The organism is Rhodococcus sp. NPDC080181, assembly GCF_040702225.1.
Taxonomy (GTDB): Bacteria; Actinomycetota; Actinomycetes; order Mycobacteriales; family Mycobacteriaceae; genus Rhodococcoides; species Rhodococcoides fascians.
Genome location: NZ_JBFBKN010000009.1, coordinates 169,530 through 189,767 on the forward strand (window position 1 = coordinate 169,530; position 20,238 = coordinate 189,767).

A 20,238-nucleotide genomic window follows, 5' to 3' on the forward strand; every position below is an offset into this window, starting at 1 on the left:
GACAGATCTCGCCGAATGACGGTCCTGACCCGGGCGACTCGGGCGACTGCCGTTCTCGCCTCCACCTCCGCTGCCGTCGCGGTGTTCAATGCGCTGTTCGTGCCGGGTTTGCGTCGACCGAGCCGTGACGTCACCGAACGGGTCGCAGTGTGCATCCCCGCGCGCAACGAAGTCGACACGCTGCCTGCGTTGATCGGCGATCTCACGCGTCAACGATTCTGCACCGACCTGCAGGTCGTCGTCCTCGACGACGATTCGACCGACGGAACGGCAGCCGCTGCCGTCACCGCGGCGAACGGCGATCCGCGATTCCGCGTCGTGACCTCCCACGCGTCGCCGCCGCCCGGATGGACGGGTAAAGCCGCCGCGTGCGCCGAACTGGCTGACTCGGTCGACGTGGATACGACGATCGTCATGTTCGTCGACGCGGATGTCCGGCTCGAACCCGAGGCCGTCGCCGCCGCGGCGAGGAGGTTGCGCCGCCGCGGCGACGCTCTGATGTGCCCCTGGCCCGAGCAGGTGGCGGGTGGTCTCGCCGAACGCCTCGTTCAACCGCTGCTCGCGTGGTCGTGGATGTCGACGCTGCCCGTGCCGGTCGGCAATGCGACGCTGCTGCCGTCGATGGCCGTCGCCTGTGGGCAGTTCATGGCGTTCGATGCCGCCGCGTATCGCGTCGTCGGCGGCCACAGCTGCGTCGCGTCGAGTGCCACCGAGGATCTGGACATCGCGCGTGTCCTGCGTCGACGCGGGTTCTCGACGTCGGTTGCCTCCGGTGCCGGGTTCGTACGGTGCCGGATGTACCGCTCGGCCGCCAGTGTTCGGGCGGGTTACAGCCGGTGGCTGTGGAACGAGTTCGGTGGGCCCGTCGGTTCGGCCACGGCTGCCCTTGCGCTGAGTACGGTCTACCTGTTGCCGCCGGTCGCGGCGGTCTTCGGTTCCGGTTCGACGCGGCGACTGGGTGTCGTCGGTTACCTCGCCGGGACCATCTCGCGCGTGGCATCTCGTCGGCGCGAGTCGGGACCCCGATTCGGCGCTCGCGACGTCGTCGACGCCGCGGTGCACCCGCTGTCGATTCTCGCCTTCGTGGGGCTCGTTGCGGAATCCCACGTGCGACGACGCCGCGGCGCGCTGAGCTGGAAGTCGCGTCCGATGCCGACGTCGTAACGCCGATCGCAAGTCAGACGCGCGCGGCTGCCAGCCCCAGGTTGCTCAGGACCTCACGTGTCGCGCGCGCGAAATTCAACGTGATGAAGTGCAGCCCGGGCGCACCTTCCGCGATGAGCCGCTCGCCGATGTTCGTGGCGAGCTCGATACCCACCTCTCGAACCGCGGCCTTGTCTTCCTCGGCTCCGGATCCTGCTGCGCGAGTGAACTTCTCGTCCAGATGCGACGGCAATGTCGTGCCCGAGAGCTCGAGCATCCGGCGCACCGAACGCAGCGAGGTGATGGGCATGATCTCGGGGATGATCGGCTTGGCACCCTGCTCGGGGTCGTATGCGCTGACGCGATCACGCAGCCGCAGGTAGTCGTCCACGTCGAAGAACATCTGCGTGATCGAATACTCCGCTCCCGCACGCAGCTTCCCGACGAGGCACCTGGTGTCCTGCTCGAGATCGTCGGCGCGGTGATGGCCTTCCGGGAACGACGCCACTCCGACGTGAAAGTCGCCCAGTTCGCGGACCATACGCACCAGCTCTTCCGCGTACTCGACTCCCTCGGGATGCTTCTCCCACTCGCCGAGTGGATCTCCCGGGGGGTCACCGCGAAGAACGAGGATGTTGGTGATGCCGCGGTCGGCGTACGACCCGACCATCGAGCGCAACTCGGCGACACTGTGCGACACGGCAGTGAGATGCGCCACTGGCAGCAGAGTCGTCTCCTCGGCGATCTGACCGGTGACGCGCACCGTTCGATCGCGGGTGGAACCACCTGCGCCGTACGTCATCGACACGAACGCGGGCTGGAGTTGCTCGAACTCTCGCACTGCTTGCCACAACCTGGCCTCGGCAGCCTCGTCGCGCGGGGGCGAGAACTCCACCGAGAACGGGATCCTCGCTTCGGGTTCGGTCCGCAATCGGTCGACGATCGACGGCGTCCTCGTCACGAATCCTCGGCTCGACCGCCCCCTGACGGAATCTTCGCTCACCCGAAGATCATAGGTTGCGCTGCGCCGCCGGCCCGCTGGGCATCCCCCGACGGCGTAGTTCACTGCTCGTCGGTGCCGGGTTCGGGTGCCTATTACTGTGGGACTGTAACGCGTCTTTCCCACGAAGACCTTGGAGGATCGTCCTGTCCGGAGACCTGTCCGCGCCCACCAACTCTGTGTCCGTGAATGCGACGTCGCTACGGGATTCCGTCGATGCGAAGCTCGCGGAGTTCTTCGCCTCGCGTCGTGCGGTCGTCGACAGCGTCGGCGGTGGCTACCCGGCCGCAGTGGCCGACCTCGAGGCGTTCGTACTACGCGGCGGCAAGCGCATGCGCCCAGCCTTCGCGTGGACCGCGTGGCTCGGCGCGGGCGGTGAGCCCACCGGGGACCGCGCCGACGCAGTACTGCGTGCGTGCTCGGCACTCGAGTTGATCCAGGCCTGCGCATTGATCCACGACGACATCATCGACTCGTCCCGCACCCGCCGAGGCTTTCCGACCGTGCATGTCGGCTTCGCTCAGCGACATCGCGATGCGGGGTGGTCGGGCTCGGCAGATCACTTCGGGGTCTCCGCTGCCGTTCTCGTCGGCGACCTGGCGCTGTGCTGGGCCGACGACATGCTGCGCGAGTCGGGTATCGACACGGACGCGGCGCGGCGGGCGCAGCCCGTGTGGTCCGCGATGCGTACCGAGGTGCTCGGCGGTCAACTCCTCGACATCGAGGCCGAAGCCGGGACGGACGAGAGCGTCGCGGCAGCCATGCGCGTCAACCGGTACAAGACCGCCGCCTACACAGTCGAACGCCCGCTGCACCTCGGGGCCGTTCTTGCCGGGGCCGGCGAACCGCTGACTGCGGCGTACCGCAGCTTCGGTGCCGACATCGGCATTGCCTTCCAGCTGCGCGACGACCTGCTCGGCGTGTTCGGCGACCCGGAGATCACCGGCAAGCCGTCGGGTGACGACATCACCGAGGGCAAGCGCACGGTGCTCATCGCCGTGGCCTTGCAACAAGCGGACGCGAGCCGTCCCGATCACGCGGCGAAGATTCGAGCCAGTCTCGGTACCGAGCTCAGCGAGAGCGAGGTCGCCGACATCCGATCGATACTCACCGAACTGGGCGCCGTCGACGCCGTCGAACGACAGATCGACGAACTGGGCACCCGGGCCGTTGCCGCGCTGGACGACAGTTCCATCGATCCGATCGCCGCCGAACACCTTCGTGCCATGGCCACCGCCGCCATCCAACGGCAGTACTGAAAGAGAGCGTCATGTCTACGATCCGAACCGTTCCCGGCCGCACCGACTCGGTCGTCGTCGTGGGAGCTGGATTGGCCGGCCTGGCCGCGGGGCTCCACCTACTGGGCGCAGGCAAGAAGGTCACGATCGTCGAGCGCGACGACACCGTGGGCGGCCGCGTGGGGGTGTATCCGGTGACCGACTCCGACGGAACGCATCTCTACGACATCGACAACGGTGCGAGCGTACTCACGATGCCGAACCTGGTGCTCGAAGCGTTGGCCGCCGTGGGTGCCGACTTCGAGTCCACGACGCCGCCGATCCGGCTGACGTCCCTGTCGCCGTCGTACCACACGCGGTACGCCGACGGCACGTCCATCGACGTCTACTCGGACCCGGCGGCAATGGCCGCCGAGGTCGAGCGGACCTGCGGTACGGCCGAGGCGCAGGGCTACCGCGATCTCCGGCGCTGGCTCGCCGACATCTTCGATGCCGAATTCGACCGCTTCATCGACTCGAACTTCGATTCGCCGCTGGACCTCGTGGGATCCAAGGCCGCGATCACCGATACCGCAACGCTGACGAAGCTGGGCGGCTTCGGTCGCCTCGGGCCACGGGTCGATCGTTTCCTGAAGGACACCCGTCTGCGCCGAGTGTTCACGTTCCAGGCCCTCTACGCCGGCATGGCACCGCAGAAGGCGCTGGCCGTCTACGGTGCGATCGCACACATGGACACCTCCCTCGGGGTGTTCTTCCCCGAGGGAGGCATGGCGGCTATCGGGCGGGCCATGGCCGACGCGTTCGTGACGGCGGGCGGCACGCTCGAACTGGGCACCGACATCGTCGACATCACCGTCGACCGCGGCCGTGCCGATGCCGTCCTCACTGCCGATGGACGTCGAATCGCTTGCGACGCATTGATTCTCACCGCCGACTTGCCCGTCGTCGATCGCCTGCTCGATCGCGCCTCGGTGTCGAAGAAAGGCAGGCGCAACGGGTACGGCGTCGTGTCGCCGTCCGCCGTCGTGGCCCACGGAACGGTTCCGGTCGAACTCACGGCGTCGTGGCCTGCGCGGGCGCACCACACCATCGACTTCGGTGACGAATGGGCCGAGACCTTCCGCCGGATCACCGCCCGCTCCGGCAAAGGATCTCTGATGGCCGATCCGTCACTGCTGATCACGCGGCCGTCGGTGAGCGATTCGGGCCTCGAGGTCGTGCGCGACGGGGTCCGCAGCGAGCCGGTCTCGATCCTCGCCCCGTGCCCCAACCTCGACAGCGCTCCCCTCGCCTGGACCGAACTGGCTCAGCCCTACCTCCGAGAGATTCTGGCGACGCTGGAGGGCCGCGGATACACCGGACTCGCCGACGCTTTCGTGCTCGATCACATCGACACACCGCAGACGTGGGCGGACAAAGGCATGTTGTCGGGCTCGCCGTTCTCGTCCGCGCACGTCTTCCGGCAGACCGGGCCTTTCCGGAGAAAGAACATGGTCGCCGGCCTCGACAACGTGGTTCTCGCCGGCTCCGGAACCACTCCCGGTGTGGGCGTGCCGACCGTCTTGGTCTCGGGCAAGCTGGCGGCAGAACGAGTGACAGGGCCGCGAGGGCGGTAGGTTCGTCCGATCGACTGCGTCGACCAACTAAGCTGAGCGCGATCGTTTGCCGGTCGCGATCTTTGCTGCGACCATGATCCTTCGGCCGACAGCGAGAACGCGTCGGCGCGGAGCCACATCTCGACACACACGACTCGCAGCAGAGGAGGAGCAGGCGGCAATGTCTTCGGTTTCGTCGCACTCCACCTCCGAAGGGCGCTCGTCGGACGGGTCTGCACCGGTGCCTGCGCGGCATCCGTCGAGACTGACGACCACCGGAAACTTCCTGCGAAGTCCCGAGGGCAAAGCAGCGATCCTCGGGGTTCTCGGTGCGGTCTGCATCATGTTCGGTGGATTCGGCGCGGGCAGCGTGCGCCGTCGTGACCCTCTGCTCGAAGAGATGCATCTGTCGTGGCTGCGATTCGGCCACGGCTTCGTGCTGTCGACCGTCATCGTCTGGGCCGGTGTGCTGTTGATGATCACCGCCTGGGTCAGGCTCGGCAGAGCCACGCTGCACGGCCGCACCACGGTGGGCGAGCTCCGGTGGATCGTGCCCGCGTGGACGGCACCGCTGCTGCTGTCGGTGCCGATGTTCAGCCGCGACGCTTACTCGTACCTCGCTCAAGGTGCGTTGCTACGGGACGGCTTCGACCCGTATGCCGTTGGGCCCGTCGCCAATCCGGGAATCCTGCTCGACAACGTCAGCAACGTGTGGACCACGACCACTGCCCCGTACGGGCCGCTGTTCCTTCTCCTCGGTCGCGGCATCACGAGCCTGACCGGCGACAATGTGATCGCCGGAACCATGCTGCTTCGCCTGACCATGCTTCCCGGGCTCGCTCTGATGATGTGGGCCGTCCCGCGACTGGCCACCCATCTGGGCGGGCGCGCCACAACGGCGGTGTGGCTCGCCGTGCTCAATCCCCTGGTGCTGATCCACCTCATCGGCGGAGTGCACAACGAGTTGCTCATGGTCGGCCTGATGACCGCGGGCATCGTGCTTGCGCTCGAGCGTCGCCACGTGGCCGGCATCGCGCTGGTGGCGATCGCCGTGGCCATCAAGGCAACTGCCGGTCTCGCTCTGCCGTTCCTCGTGTGGATCTGGATGCTGCACCTCCGCGACAAGGCGCGCGAAGAAGGCCGCACACCGCCTGCACCGATTCTGGCGTTCACGAAGACCGCGGGCATCGGAGCGGCCGTCTTCGTCGCGGTGTTCGCCGTCGCGTCCGTGATCGCCGGAGTCGGCATCGGCTGGCTCACGGCGTTGTCCGGCTCGGCGAAGATCATCAACTGGCTGTCACTGCCGACGATCCTCGCGCATCTGGTGACCGTCAGCACCTCGTGGTTCCTCGATCTGCGTCTCGGACCGGTTCTCGACGTCACCAGGTTGCTGTGCGCGATCGCCTTGGTGGTCATCCTGGCCGGGGCGTGGTGGTTGGGCCGCCGATCCGAGCGGGACGCGGTCAAGGGCATCCTGATCGCTCTTGTCGCCACTGTCGTTCTCTCCCCCGCCGCGCTGCCCTGGTACTACTCGTGGCCGTTGGCGATCGCGGCCGGCTTTGCGTTGTCCCGCCGAACTCTGATGGTTCTCACCGGCCTGTCGACCTGGCTGATGCTGGTGTTCCAACCCGACGGATCCATCGGCCTGTACACGTTCGTGCACGTGGCCCTCGCAGTTTTCGCTGCAGTCGTTGCCGCGCTGGCGCTGACCCGAGTCGACCCGTTGCGTTTGCGATCGGACCGCTCCCGGGAACACCGTGCCGTACCCAACGCCCCCAAGACCGCGCCCGTCTCCACCGAAGACGACGCCACACCGTGAGGTCCCGCGCCATGAGTGCCCGCGTATCGAGAGAACTGACCGACATCGATCCTGCTCTGCACGAGGCGTATCGCATCTGCCGCGAACTGAACGCCCAGCACGGCAAGACCTATTTTCTGGCAACCAGACTGTTGCCCGTCGACAAGCGCGCAGCCGTGCACGCTCTGTACGGTTTCGCTCGGATGGTCGACGACATCGTCGACCTCGAGGGCACCGACATCGCGGTCGGTTCGGACGAACTGAACGCCCGCAGAATCGTCGAACTCGACATCATCGAATCCCGGGTGCGCGACGCCTTGGCCGGAAAACCGCTGTCCGACAGCACATCCGATCAGGTGTTGAGCGCATTGTGCGACACGGTCGCTCGGTACGAGATTCCCCACGATTACTTTTTCGCGTTCATGCATTCGATGCGCATGGACATCCCGGGCAGCGCGATGTTCGTCTCGCGGTACCGAACGATGGAGCAGTTGAACGAGTACATGTACGGATCGGCCGCAGTCATCGGACTGCAGATGTTGCCGATTCTCGGAACGGTGGTTCCGCGAGCCGAGGCGGAGCCGTCGGCTGCGGCGTTGGGCGAGGCGTTTCAGCTGACCAACTTCATCCGCGACATAGGTGAGGACCTCGACCGCGACCGCATCTATCTCCCGACCGACGAACTGGCGGCCTTCGGGGTCGACGAGGATCTGTTGCGGTGGTGCCGGACCACCGGCTCGGTCGATGCCAGAGTCACCCGCGCCCTCGCCCACTCGATCGCCGTCACCCGGTCGATCTACCGGACGTCGGACGCCGGGATCGACATGTTGGATCCGCGAGTGCGTCCGTCCATGCGAACGGCGTCCATTCTGTACGGCCGCATTCTCGACGAGGTCGAAGCGCAGGGCTACCGGGTGCTTTCCCAGCGCGCGACCGTGCCGCAGTGGACTCGCGCACGCGTCGCGCTACCGCAGTTCGCCGTCACCGGCTGGAAGCGCGCCACGGTCCGCTGACGACCGCTGTTCCAGCTGCTAGAAGGCCATTGCCTGAGCGCGTCTGATCACTTCGCGCATCAGGTCACCGTGCAACGCTGCGACCGGGGTACCGGGCAGACTGTCATCCTCGGTGAACAACCACCGCAGAATTTCTTCGTCCTCGTAGCCGCCGTCGTGCAGCACCGCCAGCAGGCCGGGCAGGCCCTTGACGATTTCGCCCTTGGTTGTGTCGAAGAACTGCTCGGGCACGCCGGGGACGCGGGAACGCTTGAGAGCCAACAGCTGACGATCCCGCACGAGCTGCTCGACGCGCGTCTTGGGGACGTCGAGGATCTTGGCGACATCGGCGAACTGCAGCAGAGAAACCGACGGATCGAGCACGTCGTCGGCGTAGGGAATGGCACTCACGCGGGTAACGTTAACGGGTCCGGCGTCCAGACTTCAAAAGTGACGCGGCCCGCCACGGAGACCGAAGACACGAACCACGATCGTCGGTGAGCACCCACGGCGCCGATACCATCGTCGTCAGGCGTCCGGATTTCGAGCGGACACATCGAGGACGACGAGGGGAGGTTCGGTGATACCGGGTTCGATGCTCGATCGTCGATATCGAATAGACGCACCGATCGCACGGGGCGGAATGTCGACGGTCTACCGCGGACTCGACACCAGACTCGATCGACCTGTCGCGGTGAAGATCATGGATCCGAAGTTCGCCGAGGACCCGCAGTTCGTTCAGCGATTCGAGTTCGAGGCACGCGCGGTGGCCAGGCTGAGCCACCCCGGTCTGGTGGCCGTGTACGACCACGGGCGGGACGGCGATCACGCATTCCTGGTCATGGAGCTCGTCGAGGGCGGAACGTTGCGCGAGCTGCTGCGGGAGCGCGGGCCCATGCCGCCGCACGCCGCAGTCGCCGTGGTTCGCCCCGTGCTCGAGGCTCTCGCCGTCGCACACCGCGCCGGTCTGGTGCACCGAGACATCAAACCGGAGAACATCCTGATCAGCGACGACGGAGACGTCAAGATCGCCGACTTCGGGCTGGTCCGAGCCGTCGCCGCCTCCACCGTCACCTCGAGCAGTGTGATTCTGGGCACGGCCGCGTATCTGTCTCCCGAACAGGTCACCACCGGCTCCGCGTCCGCGAGCAGCGACGTCTACGGCGTCGGAATCGTACTGTTCGAGCTGCTCACCGGACGCACCCCGTTCACCGGCGACACATCCCTGTCCATCGCCTACCAGCGCATCGACAACGACGTTCCGCTCCCGTCGACCCTCATCGCAGGCGTGCCACCACAGTTCGACGACGTGGTCCAACACGCCACCGTCCGCGACCCGGAACACCGATACCGCAACGCCGACGACATGGCCCGCGCGCTGCGCACTGCCGCGTCGGCGCTGGCACTTCCCGCGTACCGGGTGCCCGCTCCCCAGCGTTCGGCACAGCACCTGAGCTCCGCGGCTGCGGGCGCACCGACGACAGTCGCCGGCGATCGACAACCGCCCACCCGCACCCAGGTAGTGCAGAGTGCTCCCCCGGTACCGCCGCCCGACGGCGTGCACCACACCCGAGTGGTCACGTCACCGACATCCCGCGAAATCGAGTACGAACCGCAACCGGACGACCCGCAGCCGGCGGCACCCCTGGGCCGGCGACACTACGAATTTCCCGACTTCGCCGCCGATCGCCAACGGTCCCGGCGGGCCATCGTCGTCTGGTTGGTGGTCGTTGCATTGCTGGCGGTGTTGGTCGGTTTCGGCGGCTGGTGGATGGGCTCGGGCCGATACACCGCAGTTCCGATGGTCGACGGTCTCGACACCACCGGTGCCACGAGCGCGATCGAAGCGTCGGGCTTGGAAGCAACGGTTCGGGGAACGTACTCCGACACCGTCTCGACCGATCTGCTCATCGGCACCGACCCCGTCGGTGGTTCCCGAATCGCCAAGGGCGACACCGTGTTCCTGCTCGTCTCACTGGGCAGCCCGATCGTCCCCTCCATCGACTCCGACGCCTCCGTCGAAGACATGCAGCAGCAATTGCGCGACAGAACCTTCACCCCGGTCGACGGCGGCGAGGCATTCAGCACCACCGCACCGATCGGCGGCGTCGCGGCGCTCGATCCCCCGCCGGGAACGGTGTTGAACACCGGTGCCGCAGTCACCGTGCTGCGCAGCAAAGGTGCACCGCCGGTGCAGGTTCCCGACGTCCGCGGACAGAGCGTCGATCAGGCACGGACGACTCTCGAATCGGTCGGCATCACCGTCGACGAGGTCCGCGAGACGTTCGACGAGGACACCGACGGCGGAAAAGCGATCGGCACGAATCCGAAGGCCGGCCAGACCGTCAAGTCCGGCACCACCGCCGTCCTCGACGTGTCGACCGCAGTCACCGTGCCGTCGCTCCTCGGCCGTTCGGTGGGATCCGCACGCACGACTCTGGACTCGCTGGGACTGACGATCGATGTTCGTCAGGTGGTCGACACGGACGGCTCGTTGGTCATCTCCCAGAGCCCCGGAGCCGGTTCACGGGTGGAACCGGACTCCGAGGTCATGGTCGTCTCACTGCCCTGACCCCCGGCTGCCCTCACCCGCCAGGGCGGTGCCGGCGATCAGCCGCGAAGCATCTCGGCGACGAGGAATGCCAGCTCGATGCTCTGCTGAGTGTTCAGTCTCGGGTCGCAGGCAGTTTCGTAGCGCCCGGCGAGGTCGAGATCAGAGATGTCCTGGGCTCCGCCGAGGCATTCGGTGACGTCGTCACCGGTCAGTTCGACGTGGATTCCGCCCGGATGGGTGCCGAGGCCGTTGTGCACCTCGAAGAAGCCCTGCACCTCGTCGACGATGCGGTCGAAATGCCGGGTCTTGTATCCGGTGGACGCCTCGTGCGTGTTGCCGTGCATCGGGTCGCACTGCCAGATCACCTGGTGTCCGGTGGCCTGCACCTTCTCGATGATGGCGGGCAAGATGTCGCGAACCTTGCCGTTGCCCATGCGCGAGATCAGCGTCAGGCGGCCCGGCTTGTTGGTCGGGTCGAGGCGCTCGACGTATTCGACGGCCATCTCGGGGGTCGTGGTGGGTCCGATCTTCAGCCCGATCGGGTTCGAGATCAGTTCGGCGAGCGCGATGTGCGCGCCGTCGAGCTGGCGAGTGCGGTCGCCGATCCACAGGAAGTGAGCCGACAGATCGTAGAGCTTGGGGTGATCGTCGGTGTTGTCGAGCCGCAGCATCGCGCGCTCGTAGTCGAGGACGAGTGCTTCGTGGCTCGCGAAGATCTGGGCGGTGTGCAGATTGGGGTCGGAGACGCCACAGGCATCCATGAACCGCAGGCCGCGGTCGATCTCCCCGGCCAGCGCCTCGTAGCGGGCTCCGGCGGGTGACTGCGCGACGAATTCACGGTTCCAGTCGTGTACCTTGTGCAGGTCGGCCATCCCGGCTCCGGTCAGTGCCCGAACCAGGTTCATGGCCGCACTCGCGTTGGCGTAAGCGCGCACCAGCCGTGACGGATCGTGGCCGCGCACGCTCTCGTCGGCCACCAGCGAGTTGATCATGTCGCCGCGGTAGGACTGCAGGCCGAGCGCATCGATGTTCGACGAGCGAGGCTTGGCGTACTGGCCGGCGATGCGCGCGACCTTGACCACCGGCATGCTCGCCCCGTACGTGAGTACGACGGCCATCTGCAGCAGCGTGCGAATGTTGCCCTTGATGTGCGGTTCGGTGTTGTCGACGAACGTCTCGGCGCAGTCGCCACCCTGAAGCAGAAACGCCTCGCCGCGGGCGACGGCAGCGAGCTTGTCCGACAGCGCCTCGACCTCACCTGCGACGGTGATCGGCGGAACGCTCTCGAGCACCTTGCGCATCTCGCCGGCCTGCTCGGGATCCCACTGCGGCTGCTGCGCAGCCGGCTTGGCCAACGCGTCGTCCAATCGAGTGCGCAGTGTCGGAGACAGCGGCGGCAGGTCGGGCAAGCGATCGATGGGTACGTCGACAGTCCAGTTCACCGCTACAGGATATTCGTACCGCCGTCACCGCAGGACAACGGGTGTTCAACCGCGGTACGAGTACTCCTCGATCGCCTGGAACTTGGCCAGATTGTGGCGCGCGTCGGCCAGGGCATCGTGGGCGTCGTCGGGCACCGCGGGAAGCGCGGGACTGCCGCGATCCTCCCAGTGCTGACGGAGCTCACGGGTGAATCGAGGCAGGGAACGCGGCAATTCGGTCATCGATCCCCACAGCTGGCAGAGCGCCACGTGGTCGTACGCCGCCACCCATGCCCATAATTCGACCTCGGCACCGTAGTGCGGAACGAGGAATTCGAGCAGTTCGTCGCGAATTCGGGATCGGCTCATCCACAACGGCGACGAGTACGGTGGCAGCTTGGGTAAGACGTTGCGCCGGACCCACCGGCCCGCCCGCTCGGGGTCGAACTCGGAGGACACCGCATAGAACTCGCGACCGTCCTCCGACACCACACCGATCGACACCAACTCGATTGTGCGACCATCCTCGATGAACTCTGTGTCGTAGAAGTAGCGCACGCGGCTCACCCTAGCGCGTGCCCCGGCACGTCCCCCACACACCGCAGAACCGAGCCGAACAAGCCCTGAAAGGGAACGTTGTGACTTCGTCCGACACCAACCGTCCGGTCGCCGAAGCGTCGGAGCCTGCCGGCCCGACGCGACGCCGGTGGCCGCGTTGGGCGGTGGCGTCGAGCAGGGTCGTCGTTGTCGTCGCGGCGGCGGTCGGTGTGCTCTTCCATCTCAACGGGTTTCCCGGGCTGCGAACGTTGGGTGAGCATTATCGACTGGATCTCGACGTCTACCGGCTCGGCGGAGAGGTGTTCGCTCGGGGCGGGGATCTGTACGGCCAGCTTCCTCCCATCGCGACCGGTACCACGTTGCCGTTCACGTATCCCCCGATTGCTGCCGCTCTGTTCAGCCCGCTCTCGAAGGTCTCGCTCTACGCCGCATCGATGACGGTGACGTCGTTGTCCATGCTCGCGTTGCTGGCGACCGTTGTGCTCACGCTGATCTCGTTGGGGGTTCGCCCTCGCACGCTCGTGTGGTGGAGTGCAGGCGCGGTGTTCGCGGTGTCCGTCCTCGTACTGGAGCCGGTCACGTCCACGTTGAACTACGGGCAGATCAACATTGTTCTGATGATGTTCGTCGCGCTCGACTGCTTGCCGAAGAAGACTCGGTGGCCTCGGGGTGTGCTGATCGGTCTGGTCGCCGCCGTCAAACTCACTCCCGCAGTTTTCGTCTTGTTCTTCTTGCTGCGCAAGGACTTTCGCGCTGCGGTGGTATCGGCACTGAGCTTCGCGATGTTCACGGCGATCGGGTTTGCGCTCACGTGGTCGGACTCGGTGAAGTACTGGACCGAGACGATCATCGATTCCGATCGGATCGGCGGACCGGGGTACCCGGCGAATCAGTCCATCACAGGTGTACTGGCCCGCCTCGGAATGGACGAGTTCCCCCGTTCCATTCTGTGGATCGCACTGTCGGTAGGGGTACTGCTCGTGGCGGGAATCGCGATGCGCAAAGCATTCGCCGCCGGTGAGATCGCCCTGGCGCTGACCGTGAACGCGATGTTCGGCCTGTTGGTCTCGCCGGTCTCCTGGTCACACCACTGGGTGTGGGCAATACCGTTCGCGATGGTGCTGGCCGCCGTCGGATACCGCCGTCGAAGCGCACTGCTACTCGCTCTGGTTGCCGTCGGACTGGCGATCATGGTGTACGCACCGCACTGGAAACTCGGTGAAGGTCGATGGAGTGGACTCGACTGGCCGCTGGTCGATCAGTTCGCCGCATCCGCCTACGTGTGGTGGGCGCTGGCCTCTGTGGTCGCCGTCGCGGCCGTGAACCTCTCGCCTCGGGTCACCCCGAAGGAAAGCGACACCGCGGTTCACTGACCGCAGTCGTCAGCTGGCCTTCGAGTCGGGGATACGGCGCGCGGACGGAGCCGAATCTTCGGGTGTCGCAACCTTCTTCAGCGAGGCCGCGTACACGTCGACGTACTCCTGACCCGAGAGCAGCATCAGGTCGTACATCACCTCGTCGGTGACGGCGCGCTCGACGAATCGGTTTCCTGCCATTCCCTCGAACCGGGAGAAGTCGATGGGCTTGCCGACGCGAATGGTGACCTTTGCCGGACGCCACAGGCGCGAACCGATCGGGTTCATCTTCTCGGTGCCGATCATGGCGACCGGCACCACCTGAACGCCGGTCTGCAATGCCAGGCGCGCCATTCCGGTCTTGCCCTTGTAGAGCCGGCCGTCGGGCGACCGGGTGCCTTCGGGGTAGATACCGAGCACCTTGCCGGCTTCGATCACGCGGGCACCGGCGTTCAGTGCGTCCTGCGCCGCGTCGGCTCCGGTGCGGTCGATGGGCACCTGACCCACCGCGGTGAAGAACCACTTCTGGAACGCACCCTTGAGACCCGAGCCGGTGAAGTACTCACTCTTGGCGAGGAAGGTGATGCGCCGCGGGGTCTTGAGCGGAAGATAGAACGAGTCGAGAACCGCTTTGTGGTTGCTGGCCAGGATCACCGGGCCGTGCGTCGGAATGTTCTCCGCACCCTCGATCGTGGGCCGACCCAGGGCAATGAGCAGGGGCCCCACGATGACGAATTTGAACAGCCAGTACCACATTGACGTGCTCCCTGATCATGGTCGGCAATCGATGGTGTGCCGGCTCGCGCGGAGCGAACCGACTGCGGCCGTGCGTTCTCGAACCGTGCCGCGTAGTGAACTGTACCCAGGGTTTATGACACCAGCCACATCGACGAGGAGGAGACGTGCGACATCACACGGGGTGGGTCCGAACCGTCATCGTGCGGTGGTGACGAACTGTGCTCGCGCGAGCTCGGCCGCACCGATCATCCCCGCGGCCTCGCCCAGTTCGGTGCTGCGAATCCGTGCCAGCGGGCGATGGCCCGCGCCGGTGACGAGCTCGGCGTACTTGTCCGTGGCACGAGCAAGGAACTGACTCGATGAAGTGGCCACACCGCCGGCCAACACGATCAGGTCGGGGTCGTACACATCGCTGACCATCGAGAGTCCGACGCCGAGCCAGTGTGCGAAATCCTCCATGGTGCGTCGGCCGATCGAGTCGCCGTCGTGCGCGGCGCTCGCGATCCGACGCCCGGTCAACGAGCCGGGATCGAGGAAGACCTCGCGTGCCAACCTCGTCGAGGACGACGGGTCTGCGGCCAACAACTCCACCGCCGTATCCACCAGTGCGGTACCGCTGCAATACCGTTCCCAGCACCCGCGTTTGCCGCAGGGACACGCTCGTCCGTCGGGCACCACCTGAATGTGACCGAGTTCGGGAGCCACCCCGTGGCTCCCTCGATAGATTCGGCCGTCGATCAGCAGCGCCGCACCGATTCCCGTTCCGATCGCCACCATCACCACGTTGCGGCCACCCGAAGCCGCTCCGAAACGGTATTCCGCCCACGCCGCGGAGTTGGCGTCGTGTTCGAGCAACACCGGTAGTCCGATGCGTTCGCTCATCTCGGTTGCGACCGGCGTGTCGACCCACGGCAGGTGCGGGGCGAACCGGACCGTCGTGCGGTCGGAATCGATGAAACCCGCCACGGCCAGACCGACGGCAGCGATGTCGTGTCGGCCGGCCAGCTCCTGCACGGCGCGGTCGAGACCACGCTCGAGTGCACGAGCAGTGTGGGGCGTGGGTGCTGCGGTCGAGTCGAGCACCTGACCGTCCGCGTCGACAACCGAGGCGCGCAGGCTCGTGCCGCCCACGTCGATCCCGACCGTCAATCGCTGATGATGACGCTTCATTCGTTCATGCCTTCCTCGGCCGTCCCCCCACGGCGATGGTCACTCCTTGACCCGAACGGTAATCGGTACGAACGCCGGTCGACGAACGGACGGCGCAGAGGTGTCCTCCGACACGTCCGCGGCGGCGTCGACCCGGTCGGCAGCGGACGCGGTCGACTCGGTGCCGGGCTCGCTGCTACCCCCAGCGGCGTGTTCGGTGCCCGGCGCGGTGTGGTCGATCAACAACTGACGCAGCAGTGCGACGACGACGGCCCCTTCCGAGGCAACGAGTTCGACGAGATCGTGCCGTTCACCGCGCACCAACGCCGCGAGCGCACACACCGGGCACCAGCTGCAGCCCTGCTGATCGCGGTCCTGCTGTGTCTCGGCAACTCGGCGCAGGATGGGCTCGAGACGTGTCAGGACGGTGTCGGCCAACGCCAGCAGGTCCGCGCCCAACTCCGAATGCCCGGCCGTCACAGCGTCTCTCCGCTCACAGCTCTTACGGTCATGGCTCGGCCGCTCACAGCGGCCACACATCGGGGTCGGGTCGGAAACGCACCACCAGGAACGGGCCGTCGAGTTCCGCAGAATCGGCGATACACCGACGCAACACCGACGCCAACGTGACGCGTCGCCGCCTACCGTCGGCACTCACTATCAAGTCGTCCTCCACTCGCCCCAGACCCAAGGTGGTCGAATCGACTACCGGCAGAAGCATTCTCATCGCGTACACGGATTCGAGTCCGCTCCCCGACTCGAGTTCGACCGACGGTCGACCGGCCGGGCTCGACGCACGTCGTTCGAGGGAGTGCGGTGCCAGGTGCTCGGCCACATCCTGCAAGGGGCCCAACCCTACCGGTTCCACTTCACAGTGCTCCACCTCCACGATCGGAACCGAGCCGACGCGTCGTCGGAGTTCGGCCACGGCGTCGAGCTGCGCGGCCCGCCATCGCTCGAACCAGAACACCGCAGGATGAGCTCCGACCAGACCGATCGACGAGGAATTGAGGGCCGGGAGCATCCGGTTCACCAGCAGTCGGTCGACGCGAACGCCGAACAGAGCCGCTGCGGAGAGCGTGCGTTCGGCGTCGACGATGGACAGGTGCTCGGGGGTCAGGACCACGGTTGCCCCGGTCCGGTCGGGATCGGTGATCAGCGCCCGGACCGATTCGATCTGTCCGAGGATCCGCTCGATCATGGCCACCACGAGCGTGAGCCGCACGTCGGTTCCGGTGCCGGCGACCATGCGATCGTGGCGCGGCCACACGCGCTCGAAATAGGACGAGACGGTGTCGGGCAGCTGCAGTGTTCGCAGCGCATCCCCCGATGCCGGAAGATCGACTATCACTGTGTCCCAACGACCTTCGTCGACGAGCCGGGACACCTCGTGCAATCCCAACAGCTCCTCGATACCCGGGAACCCCATCAGCTCCTCCGGCTCGATCGCGCCGAAACTCACGCCGTGTTCGTGGCCTGCCGAGGCCACCGACAGCATCGATCCCAGACCGCGGTACCGCTCTTCGAGCAGCCGCGAGGTATCGATCTCGACGACGTCCAGGTTCGGAGCAACCGCTCCGATGCCCGCGTCCTCGTCGGTGTCACCTTGTGCGCCGACGGCGTCGCGGAGCGAGTGCGCCTGGTCGAGGGAGGCGATCAGCACCTCTTGGCCCGAGGCCGCGAGCGCAAGACCCGACGCAGACGCCAGGGTGGTCTTCCCCGCGCCACCTTTGCCGATGAACAGCGATACCGTGGTGCGGGGTTCGGGGCGAGCGTCGGTCAGCCTTCGACCCGCTTCTTCAATTCCTTGAGCGCAGTGTCGGTGATGACCTTCTCTGCTTTGCGCTTGAACAGGCCGATCATCGGAATGTTCAGATCGACAGTGAGCTCGTACGTCACGTCGGTGCCGTTGCCGGTCTCACGCAGCGAGTACGACCCGTTCTGAGATTTCTGCATTTCGCCCGAGACGAGATTCCACGACACCGAATTGCCGTCCGCCGCCCAGTCGTACTCGAGTTCGTACGTGTCTTTCACCATTCCGGCGTCGAGCACGAACTTGACCCGCTTTCCCCGTCCGTCCGCACCGACTTCGAGGACCTCGACGGACTTCGCGGCGGACACCCACGTGGGATACGCGTCGAAATCGGCGATGACGTCCATGACCCGACTCGGTGGGGCTTCGACGACGATCGACCTCTGGGTTTTCTCCGCCATGACTACTGGTCCGCTTCCTCTCGGGTACTTCGATCCGCTTCGTTCGCTGCCTGCTGTGTAACCCGCGGCAGGCCTATCTCACACGATCGAACCGCCGACGCACAACGCGAACCGGCCGACCGTACCGCGCGGTTCATTCGGGAGCTGAACTCGACGCTACGTGGTGGGGTGCCTCGCCCGCTGACCTCCCGGCCTCGAGCTCCCGCTTCAGCTCGAAGGTCATGGCGCGGCCGGCCACCCGACGCGCATGCTGCTCGGTGGCCGACTCACTTGCTGAGGCCGGCTCGGCGTGCAGGAAGTAGTGGACGATCACGCCGTCGAGTACGGGCTCGAGCCACAGCTCCATCGTTCCGACGACGCCGCCGCGGACCGACCACCGAATGCCCTTCTCGCCGCGATCCTCGGTCACGGTCAGCGACAGGTCCGGCCACCACCGCCGCCACCGCTCCGGCGAGACGAACGCCTGCGCCACCGCCGCACCGGGCGCTGCCACGAATGTCTGATCCGCAACTTGAATACTGCTCATCGTCAGAGCTTCACATATCGGGTCCGAGACCAGGACCGCCGAGGCACATTCGGGACCGCGCGCCCTGGGTCTAGAGTATCTGTGAAGCCGAGCTATCGGCTTTCTCCAACCCGTTCGATCCGGAGGTAATCCCGTGCGCGAGTTCACTGTTTCCGCCGAGTACGACATCGCGGACACCGACTCCGCTGTCGACAGCGTCTTCGCCCGCGCTCGGACGTCGCCGGATGCCGTGGTGTTCCGTCGGCTCGACGACGGCCGATGGACCGATGTCGGTGCCGCAGAATTCGAGCGACTGGTCGTCGACGTGGCCAGGGGCCTCGTCGCGGCAGGTATCGAGCAGGGCGATCGCGTCGCGCTCATGTCGTCCACGCGATTCGAGTGGTCGGTCATCGACTACGCGATCTGGGCCGCGGGCGGAGTGACCGTGCCGATCTACGAGACGTCGTCGGCGGGCCAGGTCGAGTGGATTCTCGAAGACGCCGAGCCGGTTCTGTTGGTCCTCGAGAACGACGCGCACGTACGGGAGACAGAAGCCGTCGTAGCTGCGGCGCCGTCGGTACGTCGAACGTTCGTGATCGACAACGCTCCCGGCACGGGCGCAGTGCAGGCTCTGATCGACAACGGCGCGGACGTCTCCGAAGACGTTGTGCACGAACGAGTCTCGACACTTCGCTCGTCCGATCCGGCCACGTTGATCTACACCTCGGGCACTACCGGCCGCCCCAAAGGTGTGCAATTGACGCATGCGAACCTCCTTGCGGAATCTCGCGGCATTCGCCAGACGTCGTTGAAAGCTCTTCTGACACAGGGCCGCAGTACGTTGATGTTCCTTCCGATGGCGCACGTCCTCGCTCGCGCGGTGAGTATCGCGTCGTTCGATGCCGGAGTCACCCTCGGCCACACCAACGACATTCCCAACCTGGTCGCGACCTTCGGGACATTTCGACCGGACTTCATTCTGTCCGTGCCGCGCGTGTTCGAGAAGGTCTTCAACACTGCGAAGCAGAAGGCACACAGCGACGGCAAGGGCAAGATCTTCGATCTCGCGACCGAGTGCGCAGTGGCGTGGAGCCAGGCGCAGGATTCCGGTGGCCCGTCGATCGTGTTGCGCGCCAAGCATTTCGTGTTCGACAAGCTGGTCTATGCGAAGCTGCGGACCGCTCTCGGCGGCAAGTGCGAACTTGCCATCTCGGGCGGCGCACCACTGGGAGCGCGACTCGGCCACTTCTACCGCGGCATCGGCGTGACCATCTACGAGGGCTACGGCCTGACCGAAACCACTGCGGCGTTCGCGGTGAACACCATCGGATTCCAACGTGTGGGCAGCGTCGGACGCCCGCTACCCGGGAACACCGTCCGCATCGCCGGCGACGGTGAGATCCAACTACGCGGACCCGTTGTGTTCGACGGATATTGGCGAAACGAGAAGGCGACCGCGGAATCCCTCGACGACGGGTGGTTCCGCACCGGCGATCTCGGATCCGTCGACGAGGAGGGATACATCACGATCTCCGGCCGCAAGAAGGAACTGATCGTCACCGCCGGCGGCAAGAACGTCTCCCCCGCGGGCCTCGAAGATCACCTTCGTGCCGGAGCACTGATCAGTCAGGCCGTGGTGGTCGGTGACCAGAAGCCCTTCATCGGTGCCCTCATCACCCTCGATCCGGATGCGTTCGACAAGTGGAAGTCCGCACACGGCAAGGACTCCGACGCCACCGCAGCGGATCTGCAGGCCGACCCCGATCTCGTCGCCGAGATCGACGCCGCCGTCGCCGACGCCAACAAGTCGGTCTCGCACGCGGAATCCATCAAGAAGTACCGCCTGCTCCCCCACGACTTCTCGGAGGAGAGCGGCGAATTGACGCCGACGATGAAGCTCAAGCGCAATGTCATCACCAAGGCGTACGCCGACGAGATCGAGGCGATCTACGCGAGGTGACACGCGTGGCGTGAGCCG

General features: G+C 66.1%; 18 protein-coding genes. 8 read left to right on the forward strand and 10 right to left on the reverse strand.

All coding sequences use genetic code 11. From position 1 onward, the window contains the following. The first annotated feature begins 15 nt into the window (after positions 1-15). On the forward strand, positions 16-1,164 hold the full coding sequence (locus AB0O58_RS13355; RefSeq protein ID WP_283550168.1) for a glycosyltransferase family 2 protein: 1,149 nt from the start codon (positions 16-18) through the stop codon (positions 1,162-1,164). Between the two features lie 13 nt (positions 1,165-1,177). Here AB0O58_RS13355 and metF read toward each other — a convergent pair whose 3' ends face one another. Continuing rightward, complete coding sequence (metF, locus tag AB0O58_RS13360) at positions 1,178-2,104, reverse strand: methylenetetrahydrofolate reductase [NAD(P)H] (RefSeq protein WP_032399971.1); 927 nt, start codon at positions 2,102-2,104, stop codon at positions 1,178-1,180. 224 nt (positions 2,105-2,328) lie between these two features. Here metF and AB0O58_RS13365 point away from each other — a divergent pair, with 224 nt between their 5' ends. The 4 genes from AB0O58_RS13365 to AB0O58_RS13380 all read left to right on the forward strand — a co-directional run bounded on the left by AB0O58_RS13365 (position 2,329) and on the right by AB0O58_RS13380 (position 7,787). Next, a complete protein-coding gene (locus tag AB0O58_RS13365) occupies positions 2,329-3,402 on the forward strand; it encodes a polyprenyl synthetase family protein (RefSeq protein WP_228139229.1) in 1,074 nt (357 codons plus the stop codon). A gap of 11 nt (positions 3,403-3,413) precedes the next feature. Continuing rightward, on the forward strand, positions 3,414-4,997 hold the full coding sequence (crtI, locus tag AB0O58_RS13370) for a phytoene desaturase family protein (RefSeq protein WP_196249560.1): 1,584 nt from the start codon (positions 3,414-3,416) through the stop codon (positions 4,995-4,997). Between the two features lie 160 nt (positions 4,998-5,157). Further along, positions 5,158-6,795 (forward strand): alpha-(1->6)-mannopyranosyltransferase A, encoded by a 1,638-nt coding sequence (locus AB0O58_RS13375; RefSeq protein ID WP_032374357.1) that lies wholly within the window; start codon positions 5,158-5,160, stop codon positions 6,793-6,795. A gap of 11 nt (positions 6,796-6,806) precedes the next feature. Beyond that, positions 6,807-7,787 carry a phytoene/squalene synthase family protein gene (locus tag AB0O58_RS13380; protein WP_032374358.1) on the forward strand — a complete coding sequence of 327 codons (981 nt, stop codon included), beginning with the start codon at positions 6,807-6,809 and terminating at the stop codon, positions 7,785-7,787. 18 nt (positions 7,788-7,805) lie between these two features. Here the strand turns inward: AB0O58_RS13380 and AB0O58_RS13385 are convergent, their stop codons facing one another. Beyond that, positions 7,806-8,177 (reverse strand): Rv2175c family DNA-binding protein, encoded by a 372-nt coding sequence (locus AB0O58_RS13385; protein ID WP_032384644.1) that lies wholly within the window; start codon positions 8,175-8,177, stop codon positions 7,806-7,808. 184 nt (positions 8,178-8,361) lie between these two features. Between AB0O58_RS13385 and pknB the strand changes: the two genes are divergently transcribed. Beyond that, positions 8,362-10,338 (forward strand): Stk1 family PASTA domain-containing Ser/Thr kinase, encoded by a 1,977-nt coding sequence (pknB, locus tag AB0O58_RS13390; protein ID WP_206498153.1) that lies wholly within the window; start codon positions 8,362-8,364, stop codon positions 10,336-10,338. Between the two features lie 38 nt (positions 10,339-10,376). Here the strand turns inward: pknB and AB0O58_RS13395 are convergent, their stop codons facing one another. Beyond that, entirely contained in the window at positions 10,377-11,762 is a 1,386-nt protein-coding gene (locus tag AB0O58_RS13395; RefSeq protein ID WP_027497364.1) for a class II 3-deoxy-7-phosphoheptulonate synthase, read from the reverse strand. A 45-nt stretch (positions 11,763-11,807) separates the two neighbouring features. Further along, positions 11,808-12,299: a polyadenylate-specific 3'-exoribonuclease AS gene (locus AB0O58_RS13400; protein ID WP_032399970.1), complete on the reverse strand. Its 492-nt coding sequence runs from the start codon at positions 12,297-12,299 to the stop codon at positions 11,808-11,810. A 164-nt stretch (positions 12,300-12,463) separates the two neighbouring features. Here AB0O58_RS13400 and AB0O58_RS13405 point away from each other — a divergent pair, with 164 nt between their 5' ends. Next, entirely contained in the window at positions 12,464-13,672 is a 1,209-nt protein-coding gene (locus AB0O58_RS13405) for a glycosyltransferase 87 family protein (protein ID WP_283348358.1), read from the forward strand. A 9-nt stretch (positions 13,673-13,681) separates the two neighbouring features. On the opposite strand, the gene AB0O58_RS13410 is transcribed toward AB0O58_RS13405, so the two are convergent. The 6 genes from AB0O58_RS13410 to AB0O58_RS13435 all read right to left on the reverse strand — a co-directional run bounded on the left by AB0O58_RS13410 (position 13,682) and on the right by AB0O58_RS13435 (position 18,281). Further along, a complete protein-coding gene (locus AB0O58_RS13410) occupies positions 13,682-14,410 on the reverse strand; it encodes a lysophospholipid acyltransferase family protein (protein ID WP_032399969.1) in 729 nt (242 codons plus the stop codon). A 177-nt stretch (positions 14,411-14,587) separates the two neighbouring features. After that, positions 14,588-15,562, reverse strand: a complete 975-nt coding sequence (locus AB0O58_RS13415; RefSeq protein WP_027497367.1) for an ROK family protein — start codon at positions 15,560-15,562, stop codon at positions 14,588-14,590. A gap of 39 nt (positions 15,563-15,601) precedes the next feature. Next, positions 15,602-16,021, reverse strand: a complete 420-nt coding sequence (locus tag AB0O58_RS13420; RefSeq protein ID WP_032368110.1) for a hypothetical protein — start codon at positions 16,019-16,021, stop codon at positions 15,602-15,604. A 43-nt stretch (positions 16,022-16,064) separates the two neighbouring features. Further along, positions 16,065-17,345, reverse strand: coding sequence for an ArsA family ATPase (locus AB0O58_RS13425; protein WP_322843264.1), 1,281 nt, complete (start codon positions 17,343-17,345; stop codon positions 16,065-16,067). Further along, on the reverse strand, positions 17,321-17,755 hold the full coding sequence (locus AB0O58_RS13430; RefSeq protein WP_027497370.1) for an SRPBCC family protein: 435 nt from the start codon (positions 17,753-17,755) through the stop codon (positions 17,321-17,323). The genes AB0O58_RS13425 and AB0O58_RS13430 overlap by 25 nt, the downstream gene beginning before the upstream one ends. Positions 17,756-17,888: 133 nt before the next feature. Beyond that, positions 17,889-18,281: a polyketide cyclase / dehydrase and lipid transport gene (locus tag AB0O58_RS13435; protein WP_032370298.1), complete on the reverse strand. Its 393-nt coding sequence runs from the start codon at positions 18,279-18,281 to the stop codon at positions 17,889-17,891. 133 nt (positions 18,282-18,414) lie between these two features. On the opposite strand from AB0O58_RS13435, the gene AB0O58_RS13440 reads away from it, so the two are divergent. After that, positions 18,415-20,220, forward strand: coding sequence for a long-chain fatty acid--CoA ligase (locus tag AB0O58_RS13440; RefSeq protein ID WP_366238267.1), 1,806 nt, complete (start codon positions 18,415-18,417; stop codon positions 20,218-20,220). Positions 20,221-20,238: the final 18 nt, after the last annotated feature.